Here is an 18567-nt window from a genome sequence, read left to right as displayed (position 1 = left end):
CACAGTTCAAAAAGGAATTATTTCATCAGTAACGCGGTCTATATAACTGTCGACATAGGAACAGTAACTCCTCACGTCACCCCAAACATCTTTAATATATGCGTCAGAAACTGTTACTTTATTTCCTAATCTATCGTACCCACCACGGTGGACACAATCATGCCTGACACTGACAGCCTTTGATAAACGCTCTTTTATACGAGCCGGAGGGTTGAAGTCCTCATGACTAAGAGATTTAAGAACATTCTCAACAACTGGAATATTATGAAATATTATTCCATTTAAATATTTCATAATTTGATTATCAATAAAATCCTTCGAACTCAAATATCTAAGTGGAAATTTTTCAGAATTCAATTTATCATTTCTAGAAATAATATTAAACCTAACAATATAACTACTATTTACTGAAATCTTTATTTTGTCCTGCAGATAAACTTCCATCGCCGATATAATCTGAGCGAAAATCATTCTTTTTATCGTTGCTTCGCCAAACTGAGAAATCGGATGTCGAAGAAGGCCTATTGCCTCTCCCCCCTCTTGGAGTAGTATTTTCATCGGATCTTGTGGGGGGGAAATGTCGAGAAATTCATCATCACTTTCAGGATAAACATCAGACGACACTATGATATTATTTGTAAAATCTTGAAATTCGACCTGACAGCTCGCCCCATTCAAAAAAACATTAAGTTCAAAAGATTCATTGCAGTGCTCACATGCAACGTCGTCCGAAAGAGTAAGATCCAAACCATCCAAACCTGCACCATCACCTGTATAGGGGTCAGGAACATTCAAGGCTGCTTGAGATTTTTTGCGGCATGATGGACAGATAAAGTCAATCCCAACAAAATATTTCAGCATTGCACCCCCACTAGCCGCAGCAACTAAACCTTGCTTATCGTTACCATCTACACCTCAATTTCCAAGCTGCAACCAGCCGTCTCCGCCAAAAAATCGTTATTCTCACCTTGCAAACACCGGCTCCTTCCAGCGCGTGGATTTAGCCGCCATCATCCTTACTGAAAAGCGCAAACAGCCCATTGAAGCCAGCCTATCGAAGCCGCTCTTCTTTCCACAGCAGCACCTTTTTGATGCCCGCTGGACGGCGCAGAATGATCTTGCCAAAATCCCGGCTATCGGGGATGCGTACGCTAATCAGCAAATAGTCGCTCTTCCGGCATTTTTCACACCTGAACGGCAGTGAAAAAACGCGCCTTTGAGGCCCCAAAAGTTCGGCCAGATCCGCCGCCAGGTAATGCACCTGACGATGGCATAGATTGCACTTCACGATCACCATGTGACCAATCAACGAGGATTGATTGAGTGTCAGCTCGTTCGTTCGTCCCATTGTTCCCCTCGCACTCTCTCGCGACAACATAGCGACGGAACAAAAAGAGAACAAGAATTTCCAGAATGGATTGAGTTCGTATTCAAAGGCCATCCGGAAACCTTGAGCGAGCCCCCGTGTCACGAATTGCGAGATCATGGTTCACAAACAGACTAGTCGCACGAGGCCGCCTGCCTCACACCTCCACTCAAGGCTATTCAACGCAAACAGTCGGGGCGGCAAGAGCTAGATACTCGTCGGAATTAAACTCTGGCGCCAAGCCGCAATGCTGCGGAACAAGCTCCCAATTGATTGGTCGGAAAGTACCAAAACTCAACAGATATGTTTCTCGATCATCATGCACATCCTCTTTCGACGGCTCGCACAACCTGACTCCCATTTTTTGGGCAACGCCCGCAGGCTTGGGAGGGTTATCGGACCACGCCCACATCGGTCCAAAGAGGTTCTCTCTGGGAGCCACATTTCCCGCAAAATGCGCCCCTGAGACATTCGCAAAACTAAGGTCGTTGTCGAGTGCGATATCATTGCTAATCTTTGAATTTTCAAGCCGAGCCATAAACAAGCTCGAGCCTTCAAAATCTTCGACTGATTGAAGATCCACAGCCTCCAAATTTGCTCCCGCGAAATCCGCACAGACAGCCGTCGCCCCTTCGAACTTGGAATGACTGAGCCCGGCTCTTGAAAAATCAGCACCCGACAATTCTGCAAAGGAAAAATCGGAATGGTCTAGATTTGAGTATTCAGCGCTCAAGTCCAAAGCAATAGCGTTATTGAGATCAAGACCAACGATGTTGGTATAGCTAAAATTCCCTCCGCCAATACTCGCACCCGACAAATCTAAGTCTTCTCCCGAAATTCCTTCTAGATTGATATTTTCCGCGATAAGGGGCTGCTGGCCGCTCCAAAGGTTTCTCCAGCTGGGTGCTATCTCTCCGAGTTCTAAATTGTTTAGACGAGGTGAGCCGACACAAGGACTGCGAACAAATTCAGATTGATCATCTGTGATTGCGATATGGGAAACCGTGTACCCCTTGTCTTGGAGCGTCCCTCCAAGGAACCCACATGAAAGATCGACATCCGAAAGATTGATCTCATAACCATGTAATATTCTCAGCGCATCCGACTTTCCTGAGTTGCCCGGTATCTGTATTGAAAGCAGATCCCAGGCGCGGGCAATGCGTTCTTCTTTGCGGCTCTCCAGATCTTGAAAAAATGCATATCCGGCGATCCCCAAACCAATCAGACCGACCGCAACACCAATAGGCTCCAGTGCGGCCAGAACCTTCACAAATTTGTTGTTTCGAATTTTCTCGGAAATTGACATTGACCAAATCCTTGAAACTAAAATCCTGCACCTGTCCTCCGCAAAAATGCAAAGCACCTAGCCACCTAGAAAAACAGAGGCCTAGAATTCAGACAACAGCTTTTGCAATCAAAAATTGCGCCGGAATAAAAAGCCTGCCACAGTGAGCCGCTTCCAACTGTCAGATAACTTGATTTCACACACCCCGACACGCTCTTGAGCGTGGATCAGTCGGTCGTTTTGCGAGATGATTCCGCAGTGCTTGGCAATCGCCTTGGGCTTCATTCGAAACAAGAGCACATCGCCCGGTTCAACATTGTCCAGGGGCACCGGCTTGAAGTGCCGGGCGGCAGCTTCCAACAGTGTTTCTGTGCGCCCCACCTGCCCCCAATCGGGCGAATAGGGCGGCGGGCTTTCCGGCTCTTCGCCATAAAGCTCACGCCAGACACCACGCACGAGCCCGAGACAATCACACCCCACACCCTTGACCGACGCTTGGTGGTGATACGGCGTGCCGATCCAGCTCTTGGCAATTTCAACCACTTCTGATCGCGGCAGAGATTGCGCTTTTTTCACGATTATCGCCATAATATTCACCCGGAGATTGCAACTCATCAGCTAGGCAGGACCGCCGCCCTTGCAAAACCCCAAAACCCAGAAGGTTATTGTAATCGCAGCCCTACTGGCGTTGACGGTCGGATATGGCCTCTGGCCTGAACTCAGGCTTCTGGTCGCGCCCATCCACCACAACGGCCCGGTCAACCATGTGCGCGACGGCGACACCATCGAAGTAGACGGACTGCCAATCCGCCTGTCCGGCGTGACCTGCGATGAGCGCGGCACGCCCCTCGGCACCCAGGCGACCAATGCCGTCCGCAATCTGGTGCGAGGTGAAACCCTCGCCTGCCACCTCAATGGCGAAAAAACCTATGACCGAAGCGTTGGCCGCTGCGCGCTTGAAAACGGCAGGGATCTTGGACAGGTACTCATCGACCGGGGGTTATGCGGTCGCTGCGCCCGCTATGATATTCTCATGACCTACACTGAAAATCCTGACGCGCCTTTCAAAGGCACATACCCCAGCTATTGCAACTGGATCTGGTAGGACAGATCAGCCTACCGCCGCGCTGCCATCATTTTCTTGCTCGTCTTGCTTGGCGTAGGACAGGACAAAGTCATTGCCCGGCATATGCGGAAAGCCCCGGAAGTTGTCGGCATTTGCGAACTTCGCCTTGCAGGCCTCGAACGTATGCGGGCACCCGGCGCGCACGGTGAATGTATCGCCCGGCTGGATCGGCTCGACAGGTGCCCGCCACAAGGTCAATTCAACCAAACTGTCACTTGCCCTGTGCGTCTTGACCTTGATTGTCTGACCAGCGTTCGCCCCGGTTTCCCAAGTCAGCAAACCGCGCGAAAAATGGTCATGCGCGAAGCCGTCCAACCCGCTTGCCTGAAACACCCGTTCAGTAACGGCCAGAACCGCACCCGCGCCCTTGTTCGCCGCCGTATCCAGATCGACACCGCAACGGGCATCTCCCAAGACAGCATCACACCCGAATTGAAACGTCCGGCCAATCGTCTGATTGAGCCGGTGCGCAAGTCCCCGGAACTCGGCCTGAAATGTCACTTCGCCGCGTGTCACTTCGCCGATGTTGCCCCGCGAAATGATTTCGCGGCTGGCAACATCCTGCCAGTTCACACGGAAAAGGATGATTTCGGCATCATCATAAAGCCCGGCCGCAATGTCGGCTTCCGCGATGGCGTCTGACGACAATGCCCCTTCAACATCCATATTGTCGACGGCAAGGCCCAAGCTGCTTTCTATCTCGGTTCCCGAAAATCCGGTTGCCGCTTCGAAGGCAACGCCCCCAAAGAACAAAGGCCGGTCATGGTCGGTGAAACCCATTTGAACGCCATCTTGGCGCGTGACCTTCCAGCACCAACAAAGCGTCGTCGCGCCCTGCGCAAGATGGTCTGAAAAGCCGCTTTGAAACTGTCTCATGACAACACCTCAAGAACCGGGATTGCTGGCACCGTTCCAAGCCGGTGATTGTCCAGCTCGATATCAAGGCGGTCCGTGTCAAACCGCGCCGGAACGTCAAATTCAAACCCGGCCGATATCGTGACGCCGAACCCCGGCGCAGCCGCAAAGGACACAATCCCGGTTGACGCATCCAGGCCAAAACCGCCTCCTTGCACCACGCCGTCAAGCGCGATCAGGACGGATCCGGCAACGGGCTTGGTGATGGCACGCGGATAAGGGTTGAACGCACCGCCATAGGTCTTGATCAACTGAAAGTCGGTTTGCGCGCCATCGCCCGCTCCCAAAGTCTGGTCAACCGCCGTGGGTGTTTCCAGTGGCGCGCACGATTTGAAGTCGCTCCAGTCCTTCCAGCGAAACCCGATCAGGCGCCCGCGCCGCTCTTCGAAAAAGTCCAGGACTTCATGCAGATCATCGACCGTGCGGACGCCATACCCGGCATCATAGCGCCGCCGCGAATCCGCCCATTGGCTGTTGCGCTGTTCCTTGCCACTGGCAAGGGAGACAACCACGGTTTTGCGCTCAGGCCCGCCCCGGCATTTCAGGGAAATGCGAGGCGGAAACCGCACGTCATGGAAGTCACCCGGCATTTGCGTCACGATCCGGGACAGGGGCTTTGTTCCAGGCAAGGAACAGGTCAACCAAATGGCCGTTGACGATCAGCACCAGTTCACCGAATTCCTGGGTTGAGAAGGCAGAAACGGCCCGACATTCAACCTTCATCCTGAGTTCGGTCAGCCCTTCAAGGTCGCCTTCCTGTTCGTCCAACACGGCTTCGGCAAGCTCAAAAAAGCTGTCCATCAACTGTGCCTGTTCAATCCGTAGGTCAATTTCCGTTCGCTCTTGCATCATCTTCCCCTTTCGCCACGTTTCACTGCGTCCAAAATCCGTCCGGCAATCTGCGTTTCAGATCGCCGGAAACTCTCAACGTCCTGTGCCTGAATGGTGACCCGCACGTTGTTGACCGTGCCGCCGCCGCCGAAGGCATCCTTGTTGGAAATAATCCTTGCAGGACCAACCACCGGTTCGGGCAACCCGCCTTCCCCGGCAATGCCCCATTGCCCCGCCCCAAGCGTTCCGCCGCCCGCGTACATGCCAGCAAAGGCCCCGGCGATGGATGAACCGCCGCCAAAACCGCCCCCAAAACCCGAAGAAGCCCCGCCGATGATGGTTTGCAGAAAGCCGCCGCCGCTTGTCCCCAAGGCACCGGCAAGCGGCCCCTGCCCCAACAAAACCGCCTTCAACGCGGCTTCGGACAATGTCGCGACAAGCCGACCGGCTGCAGTGTCGGCAAGACCCAACATGTCCAACAGACGGCCAATCTCGGAATCGGCGATACCGCCAAGCATGGACGTCACTTCATTGAGTTGCCGTTGGGCTTGGCTTTCCCGGTCCATTTGATCGACCAGGGCAGCGATTGCCTGCCCCTGCTCACTGGCCGCATCGACGCCCGCGCGGCGCAATAAGGTCAGTTTGCGTTGCTCAAGAGCGTTCAAGCCGATCAGCTCGCTTTCACGGCGAAGCTGGTCAAGCACCTGCTCAAAATCGCTCGCACGCTGGCTTGAAGAGATCCCGCCGCCATTTCCGGTTGTCACCGGTGGAATGACGGTTGCTGGTTCCGTGACCTTCGATCCGCGCGGACCACCGCGCCCGCTTGGCCCGTAGGTCAGACCGGACGCTTTCAGCTTGCGTTCTTGCTGAACAGCGACAATGCGCGCGTCCAGGGCGTTCAGCTGGCTTTTCAGTTCAGCCGCCCGGCCGGTTTCGTTCAAGGTCTCCGAGAACCCGATTTCGCGAACCAGTGTTTTCCGCCGTGCCACCAGATCCCCTTGCACGTCCTTCAGCGACAAGACTTGATCGCTGTCAGCCATGAGGGCGTCGAACCCGGCTGCGACTGACAGAATTGCCGATTTGCCGCGAAGCTCGAAATTGCGCCAGAAAATCGCCCACTCGTCGTCGATCTCTTCGGCCCGGCGCAGCAGCTCTTCATCGAGAACACCGCCCGCCTCGCGAACCGTGCCCATAAGCTTTTGAACGCCCCTTTCGCCGTCGCGCAGCGCAAGCACCATTGCTGTGCCGGAACGCCCAAAGGCTTCATTGGCAAGAGACATTTTTTCCTGTTCGCTCGCCGCGCGCTGGATCAATCCGGCGTAGTCTCGCAAAAGCGCCATGACCGAGCGCATGCGGCCCTGATTGTCACGAAGCGCAACGCCGTTAGCCGCAAGAATATCTGCCAGCATGCCGCCCTTGCTTTCAGCTTCGGACAGCCGCTTGCCGAATTGCTTCAATGACTCTTCGGTCTTGGAGGCTTCAACACCGGCCAACTCGAACCCGAATTGCATTTGCTGCAATTCCGATGTTGTGACCCCAATCAAATCAGCAGTCTTTGCCAGGGTGGACGCCTCACTGACAACGCCCCTGACAATGCTGGGAAGCTGGATCAATTCAGCCGACAGGACACCGACGCCAAGCCCCGCGCCGAACGCCTTGAAAGATCCGAAGGCACGGCCCGCGCTCTTCAATTCTGTGTTCAGTTGCTTGGCCGCTTGGCCGGTTTGCGCCATCTCGCGCCGCTGTTTCTTGAACACATGCGGGCTTTCATCCTTCGCCCGCACGGCCCAGACAAGAGCTGGAACCGTCATTTGCCTTGCTCCGAAACGATTTGAAGGTAGCAGTGCCATTCATGAACTTCGGATTCCGGCCAGTCCTCCACTTCCGAAATCCGCTTGTTGAGCCGATCCGCAAGCTGAAAGAGGAATTGCCGCCCCGGATCGGATCTCAGTTTTTTGCCAAGGTCCGCCGATCGGTCGGCATGGCGATGGTCAGGGCAATGCGCCCGATGATTGCGCCATCCGCCTCGGTCAACAGCCGGTGCCGGTCCTCGGCCGTGAACAGCGGTTCGCCGCTTTCGTCCAGGGCTTTCATGATCAGCGTATCAACATGAGCTTCCGCGTTGAAAAACCCGTCATTTTCGGCGTTGATCCGCTTGCGTTCCTTCGGCGTCATCGGATCGAAATAGACTTTGAAGGGCTCTTTTGTTTCGCTCCATTCCGGCACATCAACCACGCTTCCCCGGTTTCGCTTGTAGTGGCCAACCACAACATCAATCGCTTTCATGCCCCGTTCCTTTTGGCTCTTGAGAAACGCAAAAGGGCAGCGAATTGCTGCCCTTTTTGCAAAGTCGTTTTTAGGTGGTCTGGCTTAGGCCACGGTCGGCTGCGTCAGTTCACCCTTGCCGGTGAAGTCAAAACTCACATCCACCGTGTCCGAACGGTTTTGCGACCGGCCAACGCTGGTGACCGTGGCAATGCCGGAATAGTATTTTTCGCCCGACACATCGCCTTCGCCGTAGAGATGCAAGGTCACCTGCGCTCCGGCAACAAGCGCGTTTTGGCCGTCATCATCCTTGACCCGCTTGGCGTTGATTGAACCAGTCCAACGCTTGGCCGCGCCAAGCTCGTGGTCTTCCCACTGATCGCCCATGCCCGTTGCGTCCGACACCGGCGCTTCAATGGTCAAAGTGAAGTCTTGCACCTTGGCGACCGTATCCGCGCCGATAGCAACGGCCCCTTCATTCCCGTGAACCACAGGCATTTTCTGTTCCTTTCCTAACTGACCACTTCCGGGTTTCCTTCCGGCCCATCGACCGAAACTTGATAAGTGAGGATCAAGACCCCTGAACGCCGGTCGTCTCGATCTGTCGCCAACTCCAGCCGCGTTTCAACCAAGGTGGTGTCGATCGCCAGCCCGCCAAGTTTGCGATTTGCAAACATGACCGTTTCGACTTCGGCGGCGATTTGGTCCAGCGTGTCATCAAAGCCAGCCCCCCGCGCCTGTGCCTCAATGGTGACGGCAATCTGGCGTTCAAGATCACGCCCCGGCCCACCAATGCCGAATGTTTCGGACCGCTCTTGAAGAATGTAGACAAGCAACGCCGGGTCGGCCTTTTCACCGCGCGGATAGGTCCGCATTGAATGGCAATTGCCGCCCGTGGTCGGCAGGTCCGCAAGACTGGAAATCACGGCGTCCCGCACTTGTTGGCGAACGTGTGTCACGGCAAGACCCCTTCCAGGGTGATGACGGAAACACCGGTTCCATCTGCTTCCGGTTCATGGGTGACCCGATAGGCAACGCCCTCAATTGTCAGCGTGTCGTCTTCAGCAAGACCGGCCGGAATTGTCGATGTTTGCACGGTGAACGTCGGCGCCGACGCGACAAATCCGGCCTCTCCCAATTCCGTAATAGAATCCGGCCTGTCGAAAATGCCGACAAGGGTTCCCGCCCCGCCCCCTTCCAGGGCATAGGCGGCAACCATCGCAAAGTCGTCCGTGCTGAAAAACGCCGCCAAATCGGCTTCCAAATCCAAGGCCATTTCAGCCCCCTTCCCGCGTGACGATCTGCCCCGCACCTTTCGGAAGGCCGATCACGCGCGTTTGTTTCCTTGAATCACCGCCCCGCGTTGCGGGCGGCTTCGGCACTGGCTTGTTCATTTACCCCCCCCAAAAAAAGGCAGGACCGCCCCACGATCCCGCCTTCCAGTTTCCCGAAATGGTTACTTGCCGACGCCTTTTGTCCCGGCCTCGCCGCCCTTTTCGTCGTCGTCGCCCGGCTTCCCGCCCGTGCCGGTTTGTTCAGCGTCTTTGGCTTTCACCTCTTCGGCCTTCTTCAAATTGATCAACAGCCGGGCATCGGCCTTTCCGGCCGTTACGATGTCGCCCGCCTTGACCGGTTTCGCACCACAAACGGTGTCTTTCAGGATCTTGATTTGTTTGGTGTCAGACATTTTCGAAGTCTCCAATCAGGCAGGCCGGTTGCCCGGCCTGCACTCAGGCATAAAAAAAGCCGCTAACGCGGCCGGTTCATCGTCTGTGGTGTTCTCAGGGTTACGCGGTGTAGTAGGAGTGGCAGAAAGACCCCGGATGACGGCCTGCAATGTCCACGTCCTGCAAGGCAATGACACGGACGTTCCCCGACTGCGCATTGGTGTAAGGATCAACCGTCAGATCAACACCTGACCAAGCACCAATCAGAAGATCTTCCCAATTGCCGAAGAAGGCGTTATCGGTCAGAATCTGCGTCGTGACCCCGGTATGATAACCGTTGACGGTGCCGCCATCCTCCCAGATGAAACGCGCCGTTCCCACTGCCTTTTCCGTGGTCTTGAAACCGCCGCGCATGGCCGGATTGATGATGTAGCCAAGTGCGCCAATGTCCGCTTCATCCGTAGCAACCGCGGTTTCCATGGCAACCACTTCGCCCCAGGTCGGCAACGCCGCTGCAAAGGTTGTGGAATTGACGCCGGTCAGACTGGAAATCCCCTGTGGCTGGTTCCCCGCCCCGGAGCCGTGAAGCGCCGCCCGGCTGATTTCCAGGCCAAGTACCTTGGCCAGGTCATCCCGCACCATGGCTTCAACGTCCAGGGACGATTGCAGCAGCAGCTTGCGGCTGTACTTGGTGTGACCACCCAGAGTGTGAGGCGTCATGGTCACCTGATCGACGGCCTGCTGACTTTCGGGAACGTCGCCGTCTTCTCCAACCCAATAGGCCGTCGCCCCGCCCGTGAGGCGCGGGATTGCGATATTGCCTTGCAGATCGTTCAGCATGCGGGCACCCATTTTCAGGACAACCGCCCGAGCCCGCAAAAGGTCGATGAAAGACCCGGCCAGAAGATCGGTGCCGACAAGCGCGCCGCCTTCCGCCGCAACGCCAGTGTTGAGCGAACGCGTCTGACCGCCCATCCCTGTGCGCATGACATCTGCAGGAACCAGAATGCCACCCTGTTCCTTGCCGCGTTTTTTCGCCGCCACCGCACTGCATTCCCGTTCAAAGGCGGCGGCTTCCTGCGCACCCTGATCGTTTGGATTGGCAAGAGCGTGGAGCGCGCGGACAAAGGAAAACGCCTTGCGTTCCTTGGGCGAAAGCCCAATGTCAGCGGCGGCAGAAATCCGCTCTTGCCCCTGTTCACCAAGGGACATGAGAACCGCGCCCCGGAATTGATCGGCGCTTTCGCCGTTCTTGATCGCAGCTTGTGCCTTGTCCCGGCAATTGAAGCGCGCACCAACCGCCTCAATTTCGCGAATGCGCGTTTGCTCTTCCGCGCGCACCTGATCAACGGTCCGCTGTGTATCCTCATGGGTGTTCGGATCCTCCGAACGGGTTTCTGTTTCGGCAGCCATGGGCCGTTCCTTTCTGCTGAGTTGCAAGGTGATTTCGCCGCCCTCTTCCGGCCGCGCACGACCAAGACCAACCGAAGGATCGGCGGGCACGGACACAAGCGAGATTTCAAAAGGCGTCCAATCCGTTACGCGGTAGGTCGGCAAATCGTCCTTGCCGTCCTTTGCCAGCTCGATGGCGTTGACGCGGTAGCCAACCGACACGTTGACGATTTCCCCGTCTGCCACCCGTTTTGCGATTTCCTGCGCTTTCCCGCTTTTGCCAAAACGGGCTTCCGCGCGGCCCTTGCCGCCCGAAAAGGAAACGCTTTCAACAATGCCGATCTGGTGTTCAACCGACGCCCTGTGATCGACTAACAGGGGGGCACGCCCGCTTTCCATAAAGCTTGCGTCCACTTCGCCGGAATTGTGGCCCAGAACCTCAAAGCCAAAATACCGCTCCACCGGTTCTTCGCTGGAAAACGACAGAGCAACCGATTGCGGCACCTCTTCACTGTCGCCCGTTTGAGCGCGCACAATGATGCCTTGCCGGAACATGCGCCCCGGCAACCGAATTTCATTCTTGGCCATGTTGGTTAGTCCTCTTTGCTGTCCGGCGTTTTCGCCGCCGCTTTCATGACCTCGGCCCCGCCTTGAAGCGCCGCCCAAAAGTCAATCCCGCGTCCCTGTGCAAGTTCGGCCGCTTCCGCGAAATCATCGAAGACTTCTTCCAGCGACCGCCCCCGTTCGGCGCAAATCTCTTGCGGCGATTTCAGAAGGTTTTGCATGTCCAATGAATTGGCGGTTGCGTCGTCTTTCGGGTTGACGCTTCGCCATCCGCGCGCCGTCCAGGCGATGGCCGAAAACTTGTCTCTCTTGGCAAAGGGCAGATCAAGCGAACCGGTAAGCAAAGCCATATCAAGCCACCGCCCCGCAACCGGCGCGCAAAAATGTTCGGCGAACCAGTCCTGCAAGATCGTCCATTCGTCCCGCTCTTCGCCAAGCCCCGCGCGCAATCCGGAATAGCTGTAGCCCTCGAGATCATTGGCAAGGGACGTATAGGCCACACCAAGACCGGCCGCGCCGCCGCGCAACATGGTCTTGATGAAAGGTGCCATTTCTCCGGTCGGATAGGCCGGATCAAACGCCTTGAAGTCCCAACCTTCCGGCAATGTTTCCAGAAGGCCCGCTTCAATCTCGTCAATCTCAGGCTCCGGCGCCTCGGCATCGTCTTCCGCCGCTTGACCGCTTGCCACCGGCCCTTCGTCGTCAAGGTCGGTCTTCTTCGTAAAAAAGCCCATCTTGGACGCGCCCCAACGGGCATTCGCTGCAGCGGCCTCTTCAAACTCTCCGATCAGGCCAAGGCGGCGCAAAGCCGTATGGGTCCACGGCACACCGACAACGGATGTTGAAAGATCGTAAGGATTGTAGAGGTGGACAATTTCATGGGCAGGGATGCGGACCCGTTCGCCGCGAAAACCCGCCCGGCCGGGATGGCTCTTGAACAGGTGATAGGCAATCGGCCGATCCAGGGCGTTGAACTCAATCCCGCAAAAGACGTACCGCCCGCCGCCAAGGTCCATGATCAAATCGATATCCAGCGACAGGAAATCGAGAATTTGGACTTGAAAACCGTATTTGCCGAAGTCAGGTCCCTGATAAAGCCGCAAGAGAAAATTGCCATCGCGCGGGCATGAACTGATTGCGATCCGCTGCACGTCCTTCCAGGTGAACTTGCCGCAAACCGTACAGTTTCCGCGCTTGCCCCAGTCTTCCCACGCGGCCTTGATCAACGTGTTTGCGCCCGTATCCAGATCACCGGAATTGAACCGGGATTGCGGCTTGATCTGCACGCCCTTGCGACCGATCACGTTTCGGCGCACATGCCCGTAAAAGGCTTTCAGGTAGTCGTTGTTTTGGCTGACATGGCGGCTGTGAGACACCAGCCCGCGCAAGGCATGGCGCACATCCTCCTGAATCCCGTGTCCGTTCAGGGAGCTTGGAAAGCTGGAGATGCGATCCGGCCGCCCGGCCTTGAACCGGCGCACGGCCAAGCGGTTCACTTTGCGCGCAGCCGAAGCGCGTGCCGGTTCCGAAGTTCCCCCCTTGGAGAACCAGCGCGAAAGAATGCCCATTATAGGAACCTCACCTTGTGAACCTTGCGGCCGCTGTTTCCCGCGCGTTGCTCGCGCTCTTTACGAACAAGGCGACGATATTTTGCGGCCCAATCCATCAACTGTTCCGGGGAAAGCTTCGCAATTTTCCGGCCTGCGATTTCATAGGAATCCACGTCCGACTTCGCGCGCCCTTCCAGCAAGGCTTCAAGCTGCGCAAGCATGCGTTCGTGGTGGCTTCTCTGATCGCCGGTCGCTGTCGCCAGATCGGCAAGAACTTCAAAGCGACCTTGATTGACGGTCCGCTTGGCTCCGTCCGAAATCCGCGTCATCACCGCAACCCAATGATAGACGCCCGTCTCATAGGAAGCGGTCGCGGCCGAAGCCGCCGAAACATCAAACACCCCGTCCAGATCGGTGGCGTTCAAAGTGAACCTTATGGATGCATTCGCTTCCATAACGGATTGATATTCCAGGGCGTAAACGCTTGGCGGATAATCAGCTGCAAGATCCGGCTTGCGCCATTGCACAAAGTCACCCGCCCGGATGATGAGAGGTTCAACATCCGGGATTTCATCGAACAGATTTCCCATGTCAGTAGTCCCCGAATCCGCGACGGCGACGCGACCGCGGCCGTTTCTTGCGACTTGGTTTTGACGTTTGCTGCGCCGGTTCCAGGCTGGGTTCCGGCTGCTCTTCTTCGCGCGCCACGTCTTGCGCGTCCGGCTCTTTGCTATCGCTCGTGAACGCAAGAGACCGGGCACGGGCAAAGGCATTGCGGTCAAGCTCCGCCGCCCACGTGGGCGGGCGATCCCAATTGATCCGCTCGCCTTTCAGGACAATCACCAGGGCAAGCGCATAGACGCCAAGGTCAAAAGCTTCATTGCGCTTTTTGCCCTTCTTCAACTCCCAGCCCTTCGAGGTTTTTTCTTCGGCGCAAAGCTCTTCGAAAACGTCCGTGGGCAAGTTTTTGGACAGGTGGCAGGCACCCGGCCCCGGATCGGTACGCGACAGCGCCGCCACCAATTCATTCTTCATTTTCCAGGTGCCGATCTGCAGGATTTTCAAATCACTGGCTTTCTTGAGCCGCTTGCCCTCCTGCTTTTCCGGCGTCCGCAACACGGCCCGGTCGCGGTCATAACCACGCATGCCCTTTGATATGAACACCCGCCCCCGGTACCCCTTCGCCTTTGCCCGGCGATAAAACGCATAGGCATGTTTCGTCACGCCTTCTTCGCCGAAGCCATCAACGACCAGGGCAACCGGCACCAGTGAAAACGGCGCTCCAAGAACAGGAAATTCCCGCTCCAGCAGATCAAACAACGCGTCCCAATCTTCCGAATATCGCGCCGGATCAATCGCCCGCTCTTGCGCCCGTGGCGCGCTTGACGGTGGCGTGTGCATGTCAAACCGGGCGATCACCCAATGTTCCAGCTCGACGCCAAAGGCGAAGACCTCGACCACAAACCGTCCCTTCTGCACGTCCACCGCAATGAGCAGAAAACGACTTTCGGCAGGCGCGATGTTGAGCGCATAGGGTTCGGCCCTGTCCTTCAGTTCCTTGACCGACAATTCATCTTCATCGGCAATCAGCCGTTCGGAAAACGGCTTGCCCTGATCAACCGTGATCGTTGTTTTCAGCGCCTTGCTGTCCCGTGTCCGGTCGAATTCTTCCAGCGCCCCTTCGTAACGCGTAACCAGTTCCGCCCAACTCTGGAAAGCCGCAACAGTGCCGTTGAGCCACCAGCTCGCAATGTCGGTTTCGCGCAAGCTGTCATCATGGATCGGCACCAACTCGCCGATCCTGCTTTCGTGAAGCCACTGCGCAAATTGGTTCCGTTCCCGCTTGTGCCGGTGCTCAAGAACGCACCCGCAATGCGGACAAGCCAGAAAGGCCCCCGCCCCCTTTTCCGCTGGTGTCCCTTTTTCGGGATATTGCAGCAGCTTGAAATCCGGCTCGAACAGCGAGGAACAATCAGGACACGGCCAATAGAACCGGCCCCGCGTTCCGCGATTGTAAAGCGACAGGATGCCGGTACACGGCGGCGCCAGATGCCGTTCAGTTTCCGGCGCGTCAAAGTCATCATCGAGAACCGGGCGGCCAGGAGAACTTTCAACGACGGTCATGCCCCGCGAGCCGAAGGTTTGCGTGCGCTTGAAACTCAGGTCAAAGGCAGTTCCTTCGCCGCCGATATCTTCCGGCATGCGGTCGTAATCTGTCAGCAACATGAGCGGGATATCGGACGCGCTCATTTTCGCCACCACCGGCCAAGCCACGTCAACGGACATGTTGCCTTCGAAATTCTTGATCAAGGTGTTGTCATCGTAGCGCTCTTTCCCCAAACGCTCCGAAACGTCCGGCGTGTAGCGGATAAGCTGACCAAGTTTCTTGCGCGAAAATTCCCGCGCCGCATCTTGGCTCATGTGGACAATGCGCAGGTCTTGCGGATCGCAACAGATGGTGTGCGCAGTCTTGTTCAAAATCAGTGCATCGGTCTTGCCGGTTCGCGCCGGACCAACGAACACCGCAGCCCGGAACCGTCGCGAAGTTGTCGTGTCCATCGGCTCGACCATGTAGGGCGTGACGCTGTTGCGCCACGGCACTACAGATCCGTTGTCGAGCAGAAACCGGGACTGTTCCGACCACGCCGAGACAGCTTGACGGCGGATCGGCGCAATGGTCGGCAAGGCGGCGCGAAGGCATCCGACCGCGCGCGCGTATTGCGGCGGCCGCCATCCATGCGGCCGCTCAGGCATCCGAAATGCGTTCATTGATTATTCCGCCGCTTCTAGGATTTCCGCGTCGTGTTCAGCCCCGGTGTCCGCAACGTCGGCAAAGTCGGTCAAGGTCCGGTGCAAGTCGCTCAAAATGTCGTCGGCAATAGCAACTGCTTGTTCCGCCTGTCGCCCGCTCAACCCCGCATCCCGCGACAGCCGGTCGGGCATCCCGTTGACCGACTTGCGCACCAGATCAAAGACCTTGTTCAACAGGTCTTCCACTTCCGCCCGCGACACCATTTCGCCGCGCAAGGAAGCCAGTTTGTTGTAAGCGTGTTCAGCCTCGTAAAGCTCTTTGCGCTGTTTCGGGCTTAGAAGCTGTTCGGCGCTGTCGTTGTGATCACCGCCCAATAATTCAAGGCGCATTTGCCGGACGGAATCGGCAACCTGTTTTTCTTCCGCATGCCGGTCCGCTTCGCGCGCCATCTTCCAGGCATAGCAATCCGACAACTGAAACTGATAGGAACGCCCGTTGGACCCTTCTTCCTTGACCGGCATGCCGTCCTTGCGCATCCGGTCAATGGTCGGTTCCGTCGTGTTGAAGGCGTCTGCCAGTTGCGCCCGGTTGACGACCGCATCCCTGATATGACCCGGCAACGGGTATTTTTCACGGTCGGGCATGGGCGCAACATAAACATAAAGATCATCATAACGCTTTGAATTTCAACGCGTGTTTCAATGTCCAACGGTCGCGAATAGCCCCGTGAGACAGGACAGGCCGGAAAGGACCCCCGCCCTATCTTCTGGCTGTCTTCAAGGCTTGCGACATTGAACGGCGGAAGTGCACGCCAATGCGGGCTTGTGTTGTCTTGAGCGCACCGGCTCGATAGCCCAAGCGCGGCTGATAGGTCGCTTTCGGCTGATAGGCCACAAGAAGCTTCAACGTCTTGCGCCGCCCCTTCGGACGTTGCCATATACCGGCAACCCCATTGATCTTTCGCGAAAACACGTCTTTGCGGGCAAGCAATCGCTTGATCGCCCCTTTTGGCATATTACCGTATTTGTTGACCCGCTGCCCGACCGGCACGGGAATAGCCCTGCCCTTGGGTCGTCGTATGCCGCCCGTTTCCTGTTTTTCCAGGTAACCGGCCTGCGCATCCTTGAAGAACACGGACGCCCGCAACTTCCGCTTGTTCGCCTTCCACTTGGCAAGGCCGCGCATGGTGAAAGGTGTCGGCCGATCCAACCGCCGCGTCATGCTCTTTTGCGTGTTGCGCTCTACATCATCAATCGTGGCGTTCAAGGCCAAAGATACCGCATAGGGAACTTGTCGTTGCTCTAAAGCCTTGATGTCCGCCAAAAATCGAGAGAAGTTAACAGAAACGCTGAACATGGTTTGCTCCCTCCATAAAGGGGCGGACATCCAAAGCTCTCGTAATCGGGAGTTAACAGCTTTTTCCCGAAATTCACCACAGCAGTGGCGGCCATACCGCAAATCGATCGATTAAAAAAAGCCGCGACGGCCCTCAGAATACTCGACGCACAGTTAGATAATTGCGTCTCAAGAGCCCTAAGCGCATGTGATCATTCCTCGCGCAGCGAAGATCTACCGGACAACTCACTCATGTTCAAGTAACAGATCAAGAAGAAAAATATCTATCTACCTGATCCCTAAGGCTGCCAACTCTCAAAATAACGCTAAGCAACTGCTCCTTCGGCATAGATAGTAAGCGAAAAATAATAAGAAGAGCAAAGCAAAAAACAAGAACCCACCAAACATCTCGATCAAAATAACCATGAATAAGACCGCACGTATACAATAACGTAACTAACTTGAAGAAATTTATAATCCGGTACGGGCGAGAGTACTTTGCTGCTTCGGTCGCATTAGAGACCAAGCCCGTTTGCGAAGCGTCAATCTCAGTATCAAACCAACCAAACGCGGAAGAAGTCTTTTTATGCTTTTCTATCATTTTTAGCAGACGGAGTCGCCGCCTTACGTTTTCACCTTCGCTTAACGACGGATCCTGAGGAATATTATATTTGATAACTGCGCTATATAGCTTCTGAATATCAGCTGAGGTCATGTTTTGAAGTGCAAAGCTATCAGCTCTACTTTCATCATCTACCTTTCCCTGATTGAGCCAAAATACAAATGAAAAATATGCCAAAAATATCGGACACAAATAGATATAATCCTCAACTGGAACCACCGCCATCAATAAAATTGTAGTTAATATTAAGAACTGCAAATGAACGTAGAAAAAGCCATACATATATTGGCCTTTCATAGTTCCATGCCCAAGTTCATGCAAAATTTCAAACCGTTGAAACCAAGTCAAATTGTCAATTTTATCTCGAAAAAGTACTATTGTTGGCCGCAAAAAACCGTAATAGGCCATGCTTGAATTCATTGGCTTTTCGGACTGGAAAAATCGAACCCGTGGAAACGGGTGCCCGGGAAACCCAACAAAAAACGTATTTCGATCGGCAACTGCCATCATCGCTGTTTTCTGATCTTGGAGAGCAGCAAAACCTTTCTCCATCCCTGCTCGAAAGCCAGAATCAATAATGTCGTGATATGGAACGTCCAGCTTTTTTAAGACGCTCCGAACATCGAGTTCTTTGAAGTTTCCCCAATCCAAATTGCGTGGAAGCCCGGAAAATAGTTTGTTGAACTTCCGCGTCTCAAGAATCTCGAATTTTAAAAAGGTCGTCACCCAGTAAATAGCCAATGCGAATATGACCGGTTCAATGGCGGTCAGAAAATCTCTCTGACGCCACAGGATCGCAAAAAATGCCACCAAAGCGACGATCCACAATGATCTCGAGGATATCATATTAGATATGGCTGCGATATGTTGAATAGGCGTAAGTATAGGGTGCCCCAC

General features: G+C 55.4%; 21 protein-coding genes. 1 reads left to right on the top strand and 20 read right to left on the bottom strand.

Features of this window, described 5'->3' with window-relative positions:
* Positions 1 to 6: 6 nt before the first annotated feature.
* The 4 genes from IG617_RS03990 to IG617_RS03975 all read right to left on the bottom strand — a co-directional run bounded on the left by IG617_RS03990 (position 7) and on the right by IG617_RS03975 (position 3227).
* Positions 7 to 861 (bottom strand): hypothetical protein, encoded by an 855-nt coding sequence (locus tag IG617_RS03990; RefSeq protein WP_192107587.1) that lies wholly within the window; start codon positions 859 to 861, stop codon positions 7 to 9.
* Positions 862 to 1051: 190 nt separating this feature from the next.
* A complete protein-coding gene (locus IG617_RS03985; protein ID WP_192107585.1) occupies positions 1052 to 1441 on the bottom strand; it encodes a hypothetical protein in 390 nt (129 codons plus the stop codon).
* Between the two features lie 100 nt (positions 1442 to 1541).
* Positions 1542 to 2672 (bottom strand): pentapeptide repeat-containing protein, encoded by a 1131-nt coding sequence (locus tag IG617_RS03980; RefSeq protein ID WP_192107584.1) that lies wholly within the window; start codon positions 2670 to 2672, stop codon positions 1542 to 1544.
* A 108-nt stretch (positions 2673 to 2780) separates the two neighbouring features.
* Positions 2781 to 3227, bottom strand: coding sequence for an NlpC/P60 family protein (locus IG617_RS03975; RefSeq protein ID WP_338109937.1), 447 nt, complete (start codon positions 3225 to 3227; stop codon positions 2781 to 2783).
* 61 nt (positions 3228 to 3288) lie between these two features.
* Between IG617_RS03975 and IG617_RS03970 the strand changes: the two genes are divergently transcribed.
* Entirely contained in the window at positions 3289 to 3756 is a 468-nt protein-coding gene (locus IG617_RS03970) for a thermonuclease family protein (protein ID WP_192107580.1), read from the top strand.
* Between the two features lie 6 nt (positions 3757 to 3762).
* On the opposite strand, the gene IG617_RS03965 is transcribed toward IG617_RS03970, so the two are convergent.
* From IG617_RS03965 to IG617_RS03890, 16 genes are all read right to left on the bottom strand, one after another.
* Positions 3763 to 4653 (bottom strand): DUF2163 domain-containing protein, encoded by an 891-nt coding sequence (locus IG617_RS03965; protein ID WP_192107578.1) that lies wholly within the window; start codon positions 4651 to 4653, stop codon positions 3763 to 3765.
* On the bottom strand, positions 4650 to 5282 hold the full coding sequence (locus tag IG617_RS03960; protein WP_192107576.1) for a DUF2460 domain-containing protein: 633 nt from the start codon (positions 5280 to 5282) through the stop codon (positions 4650 to 4652). The genes IG617_RS03965 and IG617_RS03960 overlap by 4 nt, the downstream gene beginning before the upstream one ends.
* Entirely contained in the window at positions 5272 to 5541 is a 270-nt protein-coding gene (locus tag IG617_RS03955; RefSeq protein WP_209008261.1) for a hypothetical protein, read from the bottom strand. The genes IG617_RS03960 and IG617_RS03955 overlap by 11 nt, the downstream gene beginning before the upstream one ends.
* Complete coding sequence (locus IG617_RS03950) at positions 5541 to 7334, bottom strand: hypothetical protein (RefSeq protein WP_192107572.1); 1794 nt, start codon at positions 7332 to 7334, stop codon at positions 5541 to 5543. The genes IG617_RS03955 and IG617_RS03950 overlap by 1 nt, the downstream gene beginning before the upstream one ends.
* Before the next feature lie 136 nt (positions 7335 to 7470).
* Complete coding sequence (locus IG617_RS03945; protein ID WP_192107570.1) at positions 7471 to 7809, bottom strand: hypothetical protein; 339 nt, start codon at positions 7807 to 7809, stop codon at positions 7471 to 7473.
* 84 nt (positions 7810 to 7893) lie between these two features.
* The gene (locus tag IG617_RS03940; RefSeq protein WP_192107568.1) at positions 7894 to 8286 is read right to left on the bottom strand and encodes a hypothetical protein; all 393 of its coding nucleotides are present in this window, start codon (positions 8284 to 8286) and stop codon (positions 7894 to 7896) included.
* Positions 8287 to 8300: 14 nt separating this feature from the next.
* The gene (locus IG617_RS03935; protein WP_192107566.1) at positions 8301 to 8747 is read right to left on the bottom strand and encodes a hypothetical protein; all 447 of its coding nucleotides are present in this window, start codon (positions 8745 to 8747) and stop codon (positions 8301 to 8303) included.
* Entirely contained in the window at positions 8744 to 9064 is a 321-nt protein-coding gene (locus IG617_RS03930; protein ID WP_192107564.1) for a head-tail joining protein, read from the bottom strand. The genes IG617_RS03935 and IG617_RS03930 overlap by 4 nt, the downstream gene beginning before the upstream one ends.
* A gap of 180 nt (positions 9065 to 9244) precedes the next feature.
* Positions 9245 to 9475 (bottom strand): hypothetical protein, encoded by a 231-nt coding sequence (locus tag IG617_RS03925; RefSeq protein WP_192107562.1) that lies wholly within the window; start codon positions 9473 to 9475, stop codon positions 9245 to 9247.
* 100 nt (positions 9476 to 9575) lie between these two features.
* Positions 9576 to 11435 (bottom strand): phage major capsid protein, encoded by a 1860-nt coding sequence (locus IG617_RS03920; protein WP_192107560.1) that lies wholly within the window; start codon positions 11433 to 11435, stop codon positions 9576 to 9578.
* 5 nt (positions 11436 to 11440) lie between these two features.
* Entirely contained in the window at positions 11441 to 12979 is a 1539-nt protein-coding gene (locus IG617_RS03915) for a phage portal protein (protein WP_192107558.1), read from the bottom strand.
* On the bottom strand, positions 12979 to 13551 hold the full coding sequence (locus IG617_RS03910) for a ribonuclease H2 subunit B (protein ID WP_192107556.1): 573 nt from the start codon (positions 13549 to 13551) through the stop codon (positions 12979 to 12981). The genes IG617_RS03915 and IG617_RS03910 overlap by 1 nt, the downstream gene beginning before the upstream one ends.
* Before the next feature lies 1 nt (position 13552).
* Positions 13553 to 15730, bottom strand: coding sequence for a phage terminase large subunit family protein (locus IG617_RS03905; protein ID WP_192107554.1), 2178 nt, complete (start codon positions 15728 to 15730; stop codon positions 13553 to 13555).
* Between the two features lie 3 nt (positions 15731 to 15733).
* The gene (locus IG617_RS03900) at positions 15734 to 16357 is read right to left on the bottom strand and encodes a DUF1441 family protein (protein WP_192107552.1); all 624 of its coding nucleotides are present in this window, start codon (positions 16355 to 16357) and stop codon (positions 15734 to 15736) included.
* A gap of 115 nt (positions 16358 to 16472) precedes the next feature.
* Entirely contained in the window at positions 16473 to 17069 is a 597-nt protein-coding gene (locus tag IG617_RS03895; protein WP_192107549.1) for a hypothetical protein, read from the bottom strand.
* A gap of 247 nt (positions 17070 to 17316) precedes the next feature.
* Positions 17317 to 18480: a hypothetical protein gene (locus tag IG617_RS03890; RefSeq protein WP_192107547.1), complete on the bottom strand. Its 1164-nt coding sequence runs from the start codon at positions 18478 to 18480 to the stop codon at positions 17317 to 17319.
* Positions 18481 to 18567 lie beyond the last annotated feature (87 nt).

The organism is Roseibium polysiphoniae, assembly GCF_014842925.1.
Taxonomy (GTDB): Bacteria; Pseudomonadota; Alphaproteobacteria; order Rhizobiales; family Stappiaceae; genus Roseibium; species Roseibium polysiphoniae.
This window is presented reverse-complemented; position numbering and strand designations above follow the sequence as displayed.